Annotated in this window: 17 protein-coding genes; 5 read left to right on the top strand and 12 right to left on the bottom strand. The window is 61.5% G+C overall.

What is annotated here, in order from left to right:
• Positions 1–101: 101 nt before the first annotated feature.
• The gene (locus ACSQ2W_RS02965; protein WP_436084907.1) at positions 102–1169 is read left to right on the top strand and encodes a helix-turn-helix domain-containing protein; all 1068 of its coding nucleotides are present in this window, start codon (positions 102–104) and stop codon (positions 1167–1169) included.
• Here ACSQ2W_RS02965 and ACSQ2W_RS02960 read toward each other — a convergent pair.
• The 6 genes from ACSQ2W_RS02960 to ACSQ2W_RS02935 all read right to left on the bottom strand — a co-directional run bounded on the left by ACSQ2W_RS02960 (position 1153) and on the right by ACSQ2W_RS02935 (position 7506).
• On the bottom strand, positions 1153–1581 hold the full coding sequence (locus tag ACSQ2W_RS02960) for an alpha/beta hydrolase family protein (protein WP_436084906.1): 429 nt from the start codon (positions 1579–1581) through the stop codon (positions 1153–1155). The genes ACSQ2W_RS02965 and ACSQ2W_RS02960 overlap by 17 nt on opposite strands.
• Positions 1532–2164: an alpha/beta hydrolase family protein gene (locus ACSQ2W_RS02955; RefSeq protein WP_436084905.1), complete on the bottom strand. Its 633-nt coding sequence runs from the start codon at positions 2162–2164 to the stop codon at positions 1532–1534. The genes ACSQ2W_RS02960 and ACSQ2W_RS02955 overlap by 50 nt, the downstream gene beginning before the upstream one ends.
• Positions 2165–2333: 169 nt before the next feature.
• Positions 2334–3584 carry a class I SAM-dependent RNA methyltransferase gene (locus ACSQ2W_RS02950; RefSeq protein WP_436084904.1) on the bottom strand — a complete coding sequence of 417 codons (1251 nt, stop codon included), beginning with the start codon at positions 3582–3584 and terminating at the stop codon, positions 2334–2336.
• Positions 3581–4384 carry a TlyA family RNA methyltransferase gene (locus tag ACSQ2W_RS02945; protein ID WP_436084903.1) on the bottom strand — a complete coding sequence of 268 codons (804 nt, stop codon included), beginning with the start codon at positions 4382–4384 and terminating at the stop codon, positions 3581–3583. Before ACSQ2W_RS02945 ends, ACSQ2W_RS02950 begins: the two co-directional genes overlap by 4 nt.
• Before the next feature lie 120 nt (positions 4385–4504).
• Positions 4505–6415 carry a 1-deoxy-D-xylulose-5-phosphate synthase gene (dxs, locus tag ACSQ2W_RS02940; RefSeq protein WP_436087661.1) on the bottom strand — a complete coding sequence of 637 codons (1911 nt, stop codon included), beginning with the start codon at positions 6413–6415 and terminating at the stop codon, positions 4505–4507.
• A gap of 167 nt (positions 6416–6582) precedes the next feature.
• Complete coding sequence (locus ACSQ2W_RS02935) at positions 6583–7506, bottom strand: pirin family protein (RefSeq protein ID WP_436084902.1); 924 nt, start codon at positions 7504–7506, stop codon at positions 6583–6585.
• Between the two features lie 98 nt (positions 7507–7604).
• On the opposite strand from ACSQ2W_RS02935, the gene ACSQ2W_RS02930 reads away from it, so the two are divergent.
• Positions 7605–7922 carry a toxin-antitoxin system TumE family protein gene (locus ACSQ2W_RS02930; protein ID WP_436084901.1) on the top strand — a complete coding sequence of 106 codons (318 nt, stop codon included), beginning with the start codon at positions 7605–7607 and terminating at the stop codon, positions 7920–7922.
• A complete protein-coding gene (locus ACSQ2W_RS02925; protein WP_436084900.1) occupies positions 7919–8269 on the top strand; it encodes an HVO_A0114 family putative DNA-binding protein in 351 nt (116 codons plus the stop codon). Before ACSQ2W_RS02930 ends, ACSQ2W_RS02925 begins: the two co-directional genes overlap by 4 nt.
• Before the next feature lie 10 nt (positions 8270–8279).
• Here ACSQ2W_RS02925 and ACSQ2W_RS02920 read toward each other — a convergent pair whose 3' ends face one another.
• The 5 genes from ACSQ2W_RS02920 to ACSQ2W_RS02900 form a co-directional block, all read right to left on the bottom strand.
• Positions 8280–8540 carry an exodeoxyribonuclease VII small subunit gene (locus tag ACSQ2W_RS02920; RefSeq protein ID WP_085995090.1) on the bottom strand — a complete coding sequence of 87 codons (261 nt, stop codon included), beginning with the start codon at positions 8538–8540 and terminating at the stop codon, positions 8280–8282.
• A gap of 2 nt (positions 8541–8542) precedes the next feature.
• Positions 8543–9469 carry a histone deacetylase family protein gene (locus ACSQ2W_RS02915; RefSeq protein WP_436084899.1) on the bottom strand — a complete coding sequence of 309 codons (927 nt, stop codon included), beginning with the start codon at positions 9467–9469 and terminating at the stop codon, positions 8543–8545.
• A gap of 123 nt (positions 9470–9592) precedes the next feature.
• Positions 9593–10156 carry a biotin transporter BioY gene (locus tag ACSQ2W_RS02910; protein ID WP_436084898.1) on the bottom strand — a complete coding sequence of 188 codons (564 nt, stop codon included), beginning with the start codon at positions 10154–10156 and terminating at the stop codon, positions 9593–9595.
• An 84-nt stretch (positions 10157–10240) separates the two neighbouring features.
• Complete coding sequence (locus ACSQ2W_RS02905; protein WP_436084897.1) at positions 10241–10864, bottom strand: energy-coupling factor transporter transmembrane component T family protein; 624 nt, start codon at positions 10862–10864, stop codon at positions 10241–10243.
• Positions 10858–11538: an energy-coupling factor ABC transporter ATP-binding protein gene (locus tag ACSQ2W_RS02900; RefSeq protein WP_436084896.1), complete on the bottom strand. Its 681-nt coding sequence runs from the start codon at positions 11536–11538 to the stop codon at positions 10858–10860. The genes ACSQ2W_RS02905 and ACSQ2W_RS02900 overlap by 7 nt, the downstream gene beginning before the upstream one ends.
• A gap of 115 nt (positions 11539–11653) precedes the next feature.
• On the opposite strand from ACSQ2W_RS02900, the gene ACSQ2W_RS02895 reads away from it, so the two are divergent.
• Positions 11654–12844, top strand: a complete 1191-nt coding sequence (locus ACSQ2W_RS02895) for a winged helix-turn-helix domain-containing protein (RefSeq protein ID WP_436084895.1) — start codon at positions 11654–11656, stop codon at positions 12842–12844.
• 130 nt (positions 12845–12974) lie between these two features.
• Positions 12975–13403, top strand: coding sequence for a VOC family protein (locus ACSQ2W_RS02890; protein ID WP_436084894.1), 429 nt, complete (start codon positions 12975–12977; stop codon positions 13401–13403).
• A gap of 15 nt (positions 13404–13418) precedes the next feature.
• On the opposite strand, the gene ACSQ2W_RS02885 is transcribed toward ACSQ2W_RS02890, so the two are convergent.
• Positions 13419–13592: a hypothetical protein gene (locus ACSQ2W_RS02885; RefSeq protein WP_436084893.1), complete on the bottom strand. Its 174-nt coding sequence runs from the start codon at positions 13590–13592 to the stop codon at positions 13419–13421.
• Positions 13593–13723: the final 131 nt, after the last annotated feature.

The raw sequence follows: 13723 nt of genomic DNA, 5'->3' as shown, positions 1-13723 counted from the left end.
CAAAAGCCGAAGCCTCCGCATCGACTGTTGTGACGGGGATACGATAGCCTTCGTCGAAGCATGACACCAAAAACCAAAAGCATTTGCGAAGGGTGGCTCTTTTGCCTGCGATACCGCTCTCATTCGTTATCTCGCTGTTGCTGATCATTCTTTTGGTCCGGGTGCTTGCCCAGGGCGAGGCACTTCTTCGACCCGCGACTGTTTTCATAGGAGCGTGCATTGTTTTGGTGACGACAGTCGGACTGCGCTGGAGCTCCGATATTCAGATCGTTCGTTTCCTCCAGCCTTTCGTTGCCGCTTTATTGCCTTCCATCGCCTGGATTTGCTTTTCGGATCTGAGACGGCCGTTCGCCAACCGAAGGTGGCCTCATTTCCTGCCGGCAGGCATGATCCTGTTCCTTTCTGCGATGTGGCATCGTTGGCATCCGCCGATCGACCTTGTTCTCGCCCTACTTTACTTTGGCTACGGGTTTTCTCTGCTCCACCGCGCCTATGCAGGCTCTGACAGTTTCGAGGGAGCGCGGCTGACCGATGCCGCGGAAGCGCGCAGGGCCGTGTTGCTGGTCGGGTGGCTGCTGTGCTGCTCCGGCGTAATCGATCTTCTTGTCGCCGTCGATTTCGATTTCTATCAAGGCAGCCATGCTGCTTCCATCGTCGGTGTTGCCAATATGCTGACGTTGCCTTTGGTTGCTTACGCCGTCACGATCATTGGCCGCAGTGCGCCGGAAGCCCAACCTTCCAGCCATTCAGCGAAGGAGAGGCAGGATGATTCCTCGCCCGAAAAACTGCCGGAGACCGAAGGCGACAGCCGCATCATGGAAGCGATAGAGACGATCATGCGGGAGAAGCGGCTTTTTCGCGATCCGGATCTGACTTTGAACCGCCTGTCGCGAAGGCTTGGAATCCCTTCGCGCCAGATCTCGGGGACGATAAACCGCACACTCGGCCGTAACGTGTCCCAAGCCGTAAACGAATACCGGATCAGGGATGCTCAGCGGTTTCTTCTTGAGACGGATTTGCCCGTAACGACCATCATATTTGAGTGCGGTTTCCAGACGAAATCTAACTTCAACCGGGAGTTTGCAAGGGTGACGGGAATGACCCCGAGCGACTATCGCCGCTCCGGCACCATGCCTTCCACAACACCCCTAGCTATCTGGCCGGAATAGCTTTGGCTAGGAACGCGGCGATGAGGTCGCCAATCTCGCGATGGATTTTTTCCCGGCTGCGGGTTCCTCCGTCCTTGCATACGATGCCATCGCCCGGCATCTCCTCTTCGATCAGCGCTCCGGCTCCCGGCTTGCATAGCTGCATGAAACTGAAGTGCATGGCATCGGGAATCTCCACATATGTGGAAGATGCTTTTGGCAAATACTGCGCGAGATAACCGGATTCGAGCCTTGCCGGCATGTCTCCAATGTCGATACCAGCGCCGATCACCAGGGACGGCACCCGAATGCCTGTCAGGCTTTCAGGTGAAAAGCCTCTCGCCAGGCCAAGATCCAGAGATACGAATGCCCCCAGACGCGCATCACTGAGGTCTCCCTTCGGTTGCGGTTTTTGGGTCTTGCGTGCGTCCAATGCCAAGTTCCTCTTTAAGGCTGCAGGCACGCGGACTTGCCTTCGTCTCGCAATCCTTTTCGAACAAATTCGTGTCGAAACGGGCGCCGGCGAGGGCCGCGACGGTCCAACCGCCTAACGAATGACCGATGGCGGCGATCCGGTTCACATCGACCTTGCCGGCCATTGCAGGATCTTCCGTCAACATGTCGATGAGTCGGCTGAGATCGTGCGGGCGCTCCCACAGCTTCGCGGCTTGCAACGGGTCTTTGTTGAACGTGGTCGTGCCGGGGTGGTCGGCGGCCGCAACGATGTAGCCTTTCCGCACGAGCTCCCCGGCCAGCCAGTTGAGGTTGCGCCAGCTGCCGCCATAGCCATGCGAAAGGACCACGAGCGGCCGGCTTGTTGCGTCAGGACTGCCGACCCTGACCGCCGGAATTCCATAGAATACCCGGTTTTCACCGACGGTGATGGCTTTGCCCCCGTCATTGGCGGGATACCACATGCTGACATGGAGGGGGCGCTCCTTTCCCCTATCCAGCTCGGTTTCTCGAAAACCGATGGTATTGGCGGAATGGGCAAGTGTAGTGGCGAGCAACCACAATCCGCCGGTGCAGAACGTAAACTTGAGCGTGAAAGCCTCTCGTTGAGATTGAACTTGGCTTTCATGGCTCGAAAATCAGAGCGCCCGAGACCTCAATCACGATCTAGGACTTGCGGCGAGTGAGTGGCTGACGGCGAAATCGGCCATCGAGGAACGGGCGTTGCCGCCACTACTTCTCCAGCGTCGCCACCACCTCGATATGTGATGACCACAGAAACTGGTCGATCGGCGTGACGGACGTGATCCGGTAACCGGCGTCGACCAGAATGCGCAGATCGCGCACCAGCGTCACCGGATTGCAGGAGACCGCGACGATCTTCTTCGCGCCGGAGCGGGCGATTTCCTTCGTCTGGACTTCGGCGCCGGCGCGCGGCGGGTCGAAGACGATGGCGTCATAGACCTTGAGCTCCGAGGCCATCATCGGCCGGCGGAAGAGGTCGCGTTTCTCCACCGTCACCGGCTTCAGGCCTTGCGTGGTGCGGGCAGCGAAATCGAGCGCTTTCAATGCCTTGTCTTCGCCTTCGACCGCATGAACACGGGCTTTTCTGGCGATACGCAGCGAGAAGGTTCCGGAACCGGCAAAGAGGTCGGCGACGCGCTTGGCCTTGCCGAGATGGGCCATCACCAGTTCGGCCATCGCCTCTTCGGCGGGCTTTGTCGCCTGGATGAAGCTTCCCGGAGGCGGCGAGACCGAAACGCCGCCGAAATCGATGACCGGTTTTACCGGCTCGACCAGGATTTCACCGTTGAGGCTGAGCCGAGCCACGCCCTTTTGTCCGAGAACGGTCTCGATCGCCATGCGCCGCTGCCGGTCGTTCATCGCCTTGATGCCTTCGAAGGCAAGGTCGAGGCCGGAGAGGGTTTCCAGCACCGTGATGCGAAACGCTTCGGCATTGACGGCCATGGCATTGGCGATCGTCCGGATGGTTGCAAGCCGCGACACGATGCCGGGGCTTGCGATGGGACATTCGGAAATCGAGACGATGTGGTGGCTTTCGGCCTGGTTGTAGCCGAGCAGCAATTCCTTCTCGGTGCGCCGTGCCGTGAACACCGTGCGCCGCCGTTCGCCGGGATGGGCGAGCACAAGCGGTGCGACCTCGGCCTGCAGCGCCTTCGATTTTAGCGCATCGACGACCAATTGCCGCTTGAAATCCTGGTAGAGGCTGTCGCTGGCATGCTGCAGGCTGCAGCCGCCGCAGGCGCCGTTTTCGCCATCCGGCCCGAAATGCCGGCACTTCGGCTGGACGCGATCAGGCGAGAGATGGGACATCGACATCACCGTGCCCCTGTCCTTGTTGACCGCCAGCGCCACCGTTTCGCCAGGCAGCGTGAAGGACACGTAGACCGGCCCGAACGGGCCGCGGGTCACGCCGTCGCCGGACATGCCGAGCTTCTCGATGGTCAGCGTCTCGGTGCTCATACGTCTTCGTCCAAGGGGGCGTCTTCGTCCAAGGGGGCGTCGTCCAGCGGCTTGCGGCCGGCCAGAAGGTATTCCTCATTGCCATCGCCGCCGGAGATCGGCGAGGGGATAAGGCCGAGGCTTTCCCACCCCATGTCCTCGGTGAGCCAGCGCTCCAGTTCGGCAGCGACGGCGGGTGCGCTGTCCGGATCCTTGAGCAGGCCCGCCTTGCTAACGGCCTCGCGGCCGGCCTCGAATTGCGGCTTGACGAGCAGGATGCAGTGGGCGCCGGGCTCGGCGAGATCAAGCGCCGGCGGCAGGGCAAGCTTCAGCGAGATGAAGGAAACATCCGAGACGACAAAGGAAATCGCGCGGCCGTCGAGATGGTCCTCGTCCAGCACCCGGGCATTCAGCCCCTCGATATTGGTGACGCGCGGATCAGCTTCCAGCCGCGGATGGAATTGACCATGGCCGACGTCGATCGAAATGACATGCGCTGCGCCGTTATGCAGCAGGATTTCGGTGAAGCCGCCGGTCGAGGCGCCGATGTCGAGGCAGTCCAGCCCCTCGGGCGACAGCTGGAAATGCTCGAGACCAGCCTTCAGCTTCAGCGCCGCGCGCGAAACATAGGCCTGGACCGGGTCGTCGATGCTGATCGTCACATCCTCGGGAAAGGTGGAGCTCGGTTTGGTGACCGTGCGGCCATTGACGGTGACGGTGCCGCGCTGGATCGCATCGCGGGCGCGCGAACGGCTGGCGACAAGCCCCAGGTTCAAGAGCAGCTGGTCGAGGCGGACGGTTGTTTTGGGTTCGTTTGACATGGCCCGTCATGGCGCGTCGAGGCCCGTATGGCAAGGCTTTTGGGCTGTTTAACGGCAAAAAATGCCCGATAGCAGGGCCCGCGCGGCGGGTCAGGGTGATCTCGGTGCCGGAGTGGCCCGTCAGCCCGCCGCGCCGACGCCGATTTCCTTCTGGCCGAGAGCGCGGAACACCGTCGAGACGATGCCGGCGCGGTCGAGGCCGGCCTTGGCATACATGGCCTCGGGCTTGGCCTGTTCCATCCAGATGTCCGGCAGAACCATTGGCCGGATTTTCAAACCATTGTCGAGCAGACCCTCATGCGCGAGGAATTGCAGTACATGGCTGCTGAAGCCACCGACGGCGCCTTCCTCAACGGTGATCAGCACCTCGTGATGGCGGGCAAGCTGGCGGATCAGGTCGTGGTCGAGCGGCTTGGCGAAGCGGGCGTCGACGACCGTCGTCGAAAGGCCCGCGGCATCGAGATCTTCGGCCGCGAGCAGACAGTCGGCAAGGCGCGTGCCGAAGGAAAGCAGCGCCACCTTCGAGCCCTGCTTCATCACCCGGCCCTTGCCGATCTGAAGAATCTGCCCGCGCTCGGGCATCTCGACGCCGATGCCTTCGCCGCGCGGGTAGCGGAACGAGATCGGCCCCTGGTCGTAGGCGGCGGCCGTGCGCACCATGTGCTTCAGTTCTGCCTCGTCGGCCGCCGCCATGACGACGAAGCCGGGCAGGGTGGCGAGATAGGTCGTATCGAACGAGCCCGCATGCGTCGGCCCGTCAGCGCCGACGAAACCGGCGCGGTCGATCGGGAAGCGCACCGGCAAGCCTTGAATCGCGACGTCGTGCACCACCTGGTCGTAGCCGCGCTGCAGGAAGGTCGAGTACAGCGCGCAGAACGGCTTGTAGCCCTCGGAGGCGAGGCCGGCCGCGAAGGTCACCGCATGCTGCTCGGCAATGCCGACATCGAAGCAGCGCGAGGGGTGTGCGAGCGCGAATTTGTCGAGCCCGGTGCCCGTTGGCATGGCGGCGGTGATCGCCACGATCTTGTCGTCGTAGCCCGCTTCCTGCGTCAGAGCTTCGGCAAAGACAGAGGTATAGGCGGGGGCATTCGGCTTGGCCTTGGCCTGCGCGCCGGTGATGACGTCGAAGGTGTTGACGCCGTGATACTTGTCGGCTGCAGCCTCCGCCGGCGGGTAGCCCTTGCCCTTCTGCGTCACCACGTGGATCAGCACCGGACCCTTGGAATTGTCGCGCACATTGCGCAGCACCGGCAGCAGATGATCGAAGGAATGACCGTCGATCGGGCCGATATGATAGAAGCCCATCTCCTCGAACAGCGTGCCGCCGGTCACATAACCGCGCGCATGCTCGACGGCGCGGGTGATCGCCCGGTCCACCGACTTGCCGAGATAAGCCGTCAGCTTCTTGCCGAGCTCGCGGAAGCCCATATAGGTGCGGCCGGAGGCAAGCCGTGCCAGATAGGCGCTCATCGCGCCCGTCGGCGGGGCAATCGACATGTCGTTGTCATTGAGGATGACGATCAGCCGCGCATCGAGCGCGCCGGCATTGTTGAGCGCCTCATAGGCCATGCCGGCCGACATCGCGCCGTCGCCGATGACGGCAATGACGTTGCGCGGCTCGCCGGAGAGATCGGCTGCAACCGCCATACCGAGGCCGGCGGAGATCGAGGTCGAGGAATGGGCGGCGCCGAAGGGATCGTATTCGCTCTCGGCGCGGCGGGTGAAGCCGGAAAGTCCGTTTTCCTGGCGCAGCGTGCGAATGCGGTCGCGGCGGCCGGTCAGAATCTTGTGCGGATAACACTGGTGCCCGACGTCGAAGATCAGCCGGTCATGCGGCGTGTCGAAGACCTTGTGGATGGCGATCGTCAGCTCGACCACGCCGAGGCCTGCGCCCAGATGGCCGCCGGTGCGCGAGACCGCATCGACCATTTCGGCGCGCAGTTCGGTTGCCAGTTGCGGCAGATCCTTGTCGTCGATCTTCTTCAGATCATCGGGATAGGTCACCTGATCGAGAAGGGGAGTCGCCGGCATGGGATTGACTGGCAGTTGTGTCACGCTGAAGGCCTTCGTTCCCGCGGCTCGTCGAAGAGCCGCGATATCAAATGTGGGTGTCCGCAGGAACCCGCGTCTTTAAACGGAATCGTTATGGATTGCAAAAACGGGTTTTCTTGCGGCGCAAACAAAGAGTTTAGCGAATATTACCGTTCCGGCAAAGGGATAAACTCTTGGCTGTCCCCCGGCACAATGTCGAAGCGGCCGGTGCGCCATTCTTCCTTGGCCTGTTCGATTCGCTCCTTCGACGAGGAAACGAAGTTCCACCAGATATGCCGCGCCGAGCCTAGCGCCGCGCCGCCGAACAGCATGACGTGACAGCCCATCGGACCGGCGGTGATGGTGATCGGATCGCCTGCGCGGAAAACCAGCAGCTGATTGTCTGAGAAATGATCGCCGGCGATGATCGCCTCGCCCTCGAGGATATAGAGCGCGCGTTCTTCCCAGTCTGCCCCGAACGGTGCGCTCTTGCCCGGCTCGATCCTCAGGTCGACATAGATCGTGTCGGAAAACACCGAGACCGGAGACTTCATGCCCTCGAATGTGCCGATGACGACGCGGCCCTCCATGCCACCGGTGTTGAAGGACGGCAGGTCGCGCTTTTCGGTGTGGGCGAAGATCGGATCGATTTCCTCGTATCGATCCGGCAGCGCCAGCCAGGTCTGCAGCCCGGAGATTGATTGGGGTTTGCCGCGCAGATTTTCCGGCGAGCGTTCCGAATGGACGATGCCGCGCCCGGCCGTCATCAGGTTGAGGTCGCCGGGCTCGATGACCATTTCGGTGCCGAGGCTGTCGCGGTGCTTGATCTCGCCGTCGAAGAGGTAGGTGACGGTTGAAAGCCCGATATGCGGATGCGGCCGGACGTCGACTGCCTCACCGGCCTTGAGCAGCGCCGGCCCCATGCGGTCGAAGAAGATGAACGGCCCGACCAGCCTGCGCTTCGCAGTCGGCAGCGCGCGGCGCACCTCAAGATTGCCGATGTCGCTGGTGCGCGGAATGATCAGATGCTCGATCGCATCGCACGCCGGCGCATCACCGGCGAGGGGGTCTGGTCCGGGAAAGAAGCTCATGGGCAGATGGTCCCTGTTGTTTCAGATTGCCCCAAGGTTATTCCCGCGATCTGAAAACTTCCAGCAATCCTTTCGAAATCTATGACGCTTGACGCCATATGGCGGTGCATGACATATTCGAAACCATGAAAGCGACATTGATCATTCGTGATCGCCTCATTTTTCGGGACGGGGCGATCCTCGAGATCAAGGTGTGGCGTGTGCCCGTCGCCGTTCTGCCATCGCCCCACTTTCTCAAGTATTCTCTGTTTTATGGCCGCCCAAACCAGAGGATTGTGGGATACGACAACAAGCGCGGCAAAGGCGATCACCGGCATTATGGTGTTTGTGAAGAGCCCTACGCGTTCGTGTCCGTTGAAAAATTGCTGGCCGATTTCAGACGGGATGTCGAGGAGGCAAGAGGAGAACAGATATGAGTAAGGACCTGCAGCTTCATATTGGTGGTTCTTTTGACGATGTGGCTAAAAGGGTCGCCGATGCCTGGCATCGCGCGGAAAAAGGCGAACCTGTTTCCGAGGACCATCTCACATTCGTGAACTGGGACGCGCTGTCGCAGACAATGACGACAAAGCGGCTCGAGCTGCTTCGCCACCTTCGCCATCACCCGCAAGTCAGCATCGCCGCCCTGGCGCGGAGCTTGGGCAGGGACTACCGGCGTGTTCATGAGGATGTCGAGATTTTAACGAAAGCCGGCCTGATTGAACACAACGCAGCGGGCTTGCATGCGGACTATGATGAAATCAGGACGATTATCGCTTTATAGCTAAATGCCCTCACTCCCCATCCAGCGGCTCAACCCCCTGTGGCTTGCCGGCGCGATCGAGCCTGATCTTTTCGATGCGGTTTTCGGCAGCGCTCAGCAGCGCCTCGCAGTGTTTCTTCAGCGCCTCGCCGCGTTCGTAGATCTCGATCGACCTGTCGAGGGCCACGTCGCCGCGTTCGAGCGCCGAGACGATCGCTTCCAGTTCCTCGACGGCCTTTTCGAAGGAGAGGGAGGAAACGTCGATCGCGGCGGTTTGGGGTGCGGTGGTCATGGTCATCCTCTCATCAGGCGATAGATGTGGGTGCCGGCCGATTCGGCCAGGCCCTGGAGATCGTAGCCGCCTTCGAGCAGGCTCACGATGCGATTGTTGGCGGTCTTGCCGGCGGCGTCGAGCAGCCGCCCGGTCGCCCAGTCGAAATCCTCGGCGACCAGGTTGATCTGCGCCAGCGGATCGCGGTGGTGGGCATCGAAGCCGGCGGAGATCAGGATGAAATCCGGGCGGAATTCTTCGAGCGCGGGGAGCACGCGCGACTTGAAGGCCTCGCGGAAATGGTCGCTGCCGGTGTCGGGCGAGAGCGGCGCATTGACGATGTTGCCGGCGCCCGTCTCGGTCTTGGCGCCGCTGCCGGGGTAGAGCGGCATCTGGTGGGTCGAGCAGAACAGCACCGAAGGATCGTCCCAGAAGATGTCCTGCGTGCCGTTGCCGTGATGTACGTCCCAATCGACGATGGCGACCCGCTCGGCGCCGTGTCTTTGCTGCGCATAGCGGGCGGCGATGGCGATCGTGTTGAAGAAGCAGAAGCCCATTGCCTTGTTCTTCTCGGCATGGTGGCCGGGGGGGCGGGCGGCGACGAAGGCATTGTCGGCCTTGCCGGAAAACACCGCATCGACGGCAGCGACCGCACCCCCGATACCGGTCAGCGCGGCCTGAAGGCTGGCTGGGCTCGCATAGGTGTCGGCCTCGAAGCCATTGATGCCTTCCTCGGGAATGACGGACATCACCGCGCGAAGATGTTCTTCCGGATGGGCAAGCAGCACCAGATCCTCATTGCCCTGCGGCGCCTCAAGCCGCGAGAGCGACGAAAAACGCTCGTGCTCCAGCGCCAGATTGAGCGCTTTGAGCCGGTCGGGCCGTTCCGGGTGACCTTCGGGAACCTTGTGTTCCAGAAAGATCGGGTTTTCGAACAGGATCGTGGTCATGGCGGAAACCTATGGCTTCGTTGGGGCAAGGTCCATGGCATAGGTAGGGCAATTGCGGCGTTTTCAACAGCGGGGACCGGCAAATCCCCCGCTGCCGAGCTTGAGGGGATTGCCAAAGGCAGATCAGGCGCGGCGCGGCAGGAGCGGATAGCCCATGAGGACCGCACGGGCGGCAAGCGCCGCGATGCCGGCCTTCAGGAGGTCGCCGGGGATGAAGGCACGCGAACCGGTCGCGACAGCGGCAAGCGGCGTGCCGGTCGTCATGCTCACCCACGGCATGCCGATGGCGTAGAGCACTACGATGCCACCGACGACGGAGGCGATGAAGAAGGCTGCGAACTGCCTGATCTCGTTCTGCCCGTCCTTCACCAGCCGCTCGGCGATCAGGCCGGTGACGTAGGTGGCGGCGATCCAGCCGAGGATGAAGCCGCCGGTCGGACCCTGGATGACGGCAAGGCCACCCCTGCCGCCGGAAAGGACGGGCAGGCCGGCTGCCACGAGCAGCACGAACAGGACATAGGCGAGCGCGCCGCGCTTGGCGCCGATGATGCAGCCGGCCAGCATCACGCCCATCGATTGTGCGGTAATCGGCACCGGAATGAAGCCGAGCGTGATGGGCGGGATGATACCGAGAACCACGATGATTGCGGTGAAGAGGGCAACAAGCACAAGGTCTCTGGTTTTCATGACGGGTCCTTTGTCTATAGAGCCTTGGATCTAAAGCGCCTTCTCTTCCAAGGGAAGCCGGCAGCGCAACAAAAGCTGCGCAAATCATCCGTTCGGGCCGACGCGGTCCCGGCGAAAGCCGCGCGCGTCGATCGCCATGGCGATCGTATCGGCGTCCTTGAGCGTCAGGATGATCAACGGCGCAAGGATCGTCAACGGCCGGACCTTCAGGCCGCGCGCCCGATGCGCCTCGCGGATCGCCTGGTAGTGGTTGAAGATATCGGGAACGAAACGCAGCACAAGGCCGAAGGCGAGGCCAACATCGGCAGCCCGCACCAGGCCAAGCCGGTCGAGCGGCTGCAGCAGCCGGGTGATCTCGTCGATGAAGTCGCCGGTCGCCGTCGTTGCCGTCACGGCGCCGGCAAACAGGACGATTGCCATCAGCCGGAAGAAAGCCTCGGTCGCCTCGCGGATCGAGGCGAGGTAAACCGTCGCGATCAGCAGGATCAGGAGAGTGAAAAGGATGGGTTTCAGGCGGCTGAGGCCATCGCGGACGGTCAGGCCGGTGGTGAAATAGATGCCGGCGGCGAGCACAAAAGCCGGGACAAGCACGACAAAGGACGAAACGAAATAGAGTGCGACGCCGAGAACGACCAGGATGGCGAGCTTCATGCGCACCGGCATCCGGTGCAGCGGCGTACTGCCCTCGACATTCAGCCCGTTCAGCATTCCACCGCCTCGCGATAGGCACGGATGGTCTCCTGCGCCGGGCCATCGGCGACAAGTTGGCCGTCATGGAACAAAAGCACACGCTCGAAATGCTCGATCAGCGGCAGATCGTGGCTGATGACGATGGTGTGCTCGTTAAGACCGGCAATGGTGTTTTCTATCAGCCGGCGATTCCTGAGATCCAGCTGGTTGGTGGGTTCGTCGAGGATGAGGATGCCGGGACCGGTCACGACGACGCTGGAGATGGCGACGAGTTGCGTCTCGCCGCCCGAGAGTTCGTGGACCCGCCGCCTGGCCAGATGCGTAATGCCGAACCGCGCGAGCACGGCGGCGGTCTTCCGCTCGATCTCGTCGTTCTTCAGGCCGCGATTCTTCAGGCCGAAGGCGATGTCCTCGTGCACGATCGGCATGATGATCTGGTGTTGCGGGTTCTGGAAGATGAAGCCGGCCGCTGCGAGGACGGCGCCATCGTCGCGCACCGTATCGAGCCCATTGACGGTGACCGTGCCGGTCGTCGGCTTGACGAGGCCGTTGATCAGCCGCGCGAAGGTGGTCTTGCCGGATCCGTTGAGGCCGATAATGCCGATGCGCCGCTCGGTGAGCGTCAGGGTCAGAGGCTGCAGAACCGTGCGCTCGCCAAAGCTGACGGATGCGCCGGAAAAGCGTATGTCCAATCCGCGTCCCCCGCTTGTCGATAGGCAGGCTCTATAGGACGAATTCCTGTCCGTTGAAAAGAGGCGTTCGGTTGGGGACTTGAACAAAGTGTGAACATTCGCTTAGATTGTCGTTATGGCGATTCTCGTTTCAAACCGCGATGCGCGGCGTATTTTCCTGAACAAGCAGGGTCTGGCCGCGCCGCCGCACCGGGCACTCGGCAAGGACGGTCTGCTCGATCTCATCCACGATATCGGCTTCGTCCAGGTGGACAGCATCTCGACGGTCGAGCGCGCCCATCACCAGATACTCTTCTCGCGCAACCAGACCTATAGGCGCGAGCATTTGACCGAGCTTCTGGAGAAGGACGGGGCCCTGTTCGAGCACTGGACGCACGACGCCTCGATCATCCCGAGCCGCTTCTTCGTCTACTGGAAACACCGCTTCAAGCGCGAAAGCGAGACGATCATCGAGCGCTGGCGCAAATGGCGCGAAGAGGGGTTCGAGCAGGCCTTCGACGAGACCTACGAGAAGATCCTCCGCGATGGCGCGGTGATGGCGCGGGATTTCAAGTTCGAGGGCCGGGTCTCCGGCGGCTGGTGGAACTGGCATCCGTCGAAGACGGCGCTCGAATATCTCTGGCGCACCGGCAGGGTGGCGATCGCAAGGCGGGAAAATTTCCAGAAGGTCTACGACCTCACCGAGCGGGTCATTCCGGATCATCACCACGGACCGGAAGTCAGCCATGAGGCTTTTATCGACTGGTGCTGCCGCGCGGCATTGGAGCGGCTGGGTTTTGCCACCCACGGCGAAATCGCCGCTTTCTTCGACCTGATTTCGCCGGAGGAAGCCAAGTCCTGGGTCGCCGGCCATCGCGACGAACTGGCCGAGGTGATGATCGAACCGGCCGATGGCGAGAAGCCGCGCCTCTCTTATGCCTTCATCGGCTTCCCCGGCAATCTCGGCGATCTCACTGATCCGCCCGCCCGCCTGCGCGTGCTCAGCCCCTTCGATCCGCTGATCCGCGACCGCAACCGCACGGAACGGCTCTTCGGCTTCTATTACCGCATCGAAGTCTTCGTTCCCGAGCCCAAGCGCGAATACGGCTACTATGTCTTCCCGCTGCTCGAAGGCGACCGCCTCGTCGGCCGCATCGACATGAAGGCCGACCGCAAGGCGGCCACGCTCGACGTCAAGCGTGTCTGGTGGGAAAAGGGCGTGCGGACGTCGTCGGGCCGGATGGAGCGGCTGGAGGCGGAACTGGCACGGGTGGCGAAGTTCGCGGGCGTCGAGAAGGTGGTGTTTCTGGATGGGTGGAATGGGTGAGGCCCGCTGAGCGCGGATCGGGTAGAGGAAGTCACGCATAACCGTGAATGCCCGCTTGACCCGAAGCGGACTCGTATTCGCTCCCGAATTCTGCAACCACAGACACTATTGTCGGACCAGCAGAGGCGCCATGAACCAAGCTATTGCCCTTATCGCGATTGTCGTTCGCGACTACGACGAAGCAATCGACTTTTACGTCAACAAATTGGGGTTTGCTCTGATTGAGGACACCTACCAGCCGGAGCAGGACAAGCGCTGGGTTGTCGTCAGGCCCGCAGGCGAGGGCAGCACCTCATTGCTTCTCGCACGCGCGTCCTCGGCTCATCAGGAAACGTTCATAGGCAACCAGGCCGGCGGTCGCGTCTTCCTGTTCTTGCGGACCGACGATTTCAGCAGGGACTACTCGGCCATGCTCGATGCGGGCATCCGATTTACACGTGAGCCGAAGCAAGCCCCATACGGCATTGTCGCTGTGTTTGAGGACCTCTACGGAAATTTATGGGATCTCGTGCAGTTCACGGATGGCAAAGATTGCACTCCCCACAATCTCATCGTCTAAAAACGCACAATAACCTTACTCACCATTACCTGGCAGCAACTCGGAAGAACCATGAGCATCGAGATTGGATAGCATGGCGCTCAAAGCATCCGCGCCAAGGCTTTCCGCATAAGTAGCAATCCACGCTTGTCGCCACAGTTTGACCAAATTACCAGCATCTTCCGTCTCGATCCGCCGCGTAGAATACATACTCACCTCCTACAACTCGCTATTCGCGACATGCTAAATCCTGCATGATTTTGGCGATGGGATAAAGCGCCGGCGCAAAATCTAGGCAGACCGTGTCAAAAGACTTTTGACGCGGTCTTCAGAATTTTCGC

This window comes from Pararhizobium sp. LjRoot255, from assembly GCF_964252905.1.
GTDB lineage: Bacteria > Pseudomonadota > Alphaproteobacteria > Rhizobiales > Rhizobiaceae > Pararhizobium.
Note: the sequence above shows the minus strand (reverse complement) of the source record. Positions and strands in the feature narration are given on the sequence as shown.

Excerpts from the sequence above, each read along its gene's own strand:
- ACSQ2W_RS02950 (WP_436084904.1), bottom strand. The coding sequence starts at position 3,584 with ATGAGCACCGAGACGCTGACCATCGAGAAGCTCGGCATGTCCGGCGAC.
- ACSQ2W_RS02945 (WP_436084903.1), bottom strand. The coding sequence starts at position 4,384 with ATGTCAAACGAACCCAAAACAACCGTCCGCCTCGACCAGCTGCTCTTG.
- dxs (WP_436087661.1), bottom strand. The coding sequence starts at position 6,415 with ATGCCGGCGACTCCCCTTCTCGATCAGGTGACCTATCCCGATGATCTG.
- ACSQ2W_RS02935 (WP_436084902.1), bottom strand. The coding sequence starts at position 7,506 with ATGAGCTTCTTTCCCGGACCAGACCCCCTCGCCGGTGATGCGCCGGCG.
- ACSQ2W_RS02930 (WP_436084901.1), top strand. The coding sequence starts at position 7,605 with ATGGCGGTGCATGACATATTCGAAACCATGAAAGCGACATTGATCATT.
- ACSQ2W_RS02925 (WP_436084900.1), top strand. The coding sequence starts at position 7,919 with ATGAGTAAGGACCTGCAGCTTCATATTGGTGGTTCTTTTGACGATGTG.
- ACSQ2W_RS02920 (WP_085995090.1), bottom strand. The coding sequence starts at position 8,540 with ATGACCACCGCACCCCAAACCGCCGCGATCGACGTTTCCTCCCTCTCC.
- ACSQ2W_RS02915 (WP_436084899.1), bottom strand. The coding sequence starts at position 9,469 with ATGACCACGATCCTGTTCGAAAACCCGATCTTTCTGGAACACAAGGTT.
- ACSQ2W_RS02910 (WP_436084898.1), bottom strand. The coding sequence starts at position 10,156 with ATGAAAACCAGAGACCTTGTGCTTGTTGCCCTCTTCACCGCAATCATC.
- ACSQ2W_RS02905 (WP_436084897.1), bottom strand. The coding sequence starts at position 10,864 with ATGCTGAACGGGCTGAATGTCGAGGGCAGTACGCCGCTGCACCGGATG.
- ACSQ2W_RS02895 (WP_436084895.1), top strand. The coding sequence starts at position 11,654 with ATGGCGATTCTCGTTTCAAACCGCGATGCGCGGCGTATTTTCCTGAAC.
- ACSQ2W_RS02890 (WP_436084894.1), top strand. The coding sequence starts at position 12,975 with ATGAACCAAGCTATTGCCCTTATCGCGATTGTCGTTCGCGACTACGAC.
- ACSQ2W_RS02885 (WP_436084893.1), bottom strand. The coding sequence starts at position 13,592 with ATGTATTCTACGCGGCGGATCGAGACGGAAGATGCTGGTAATTTGGTC.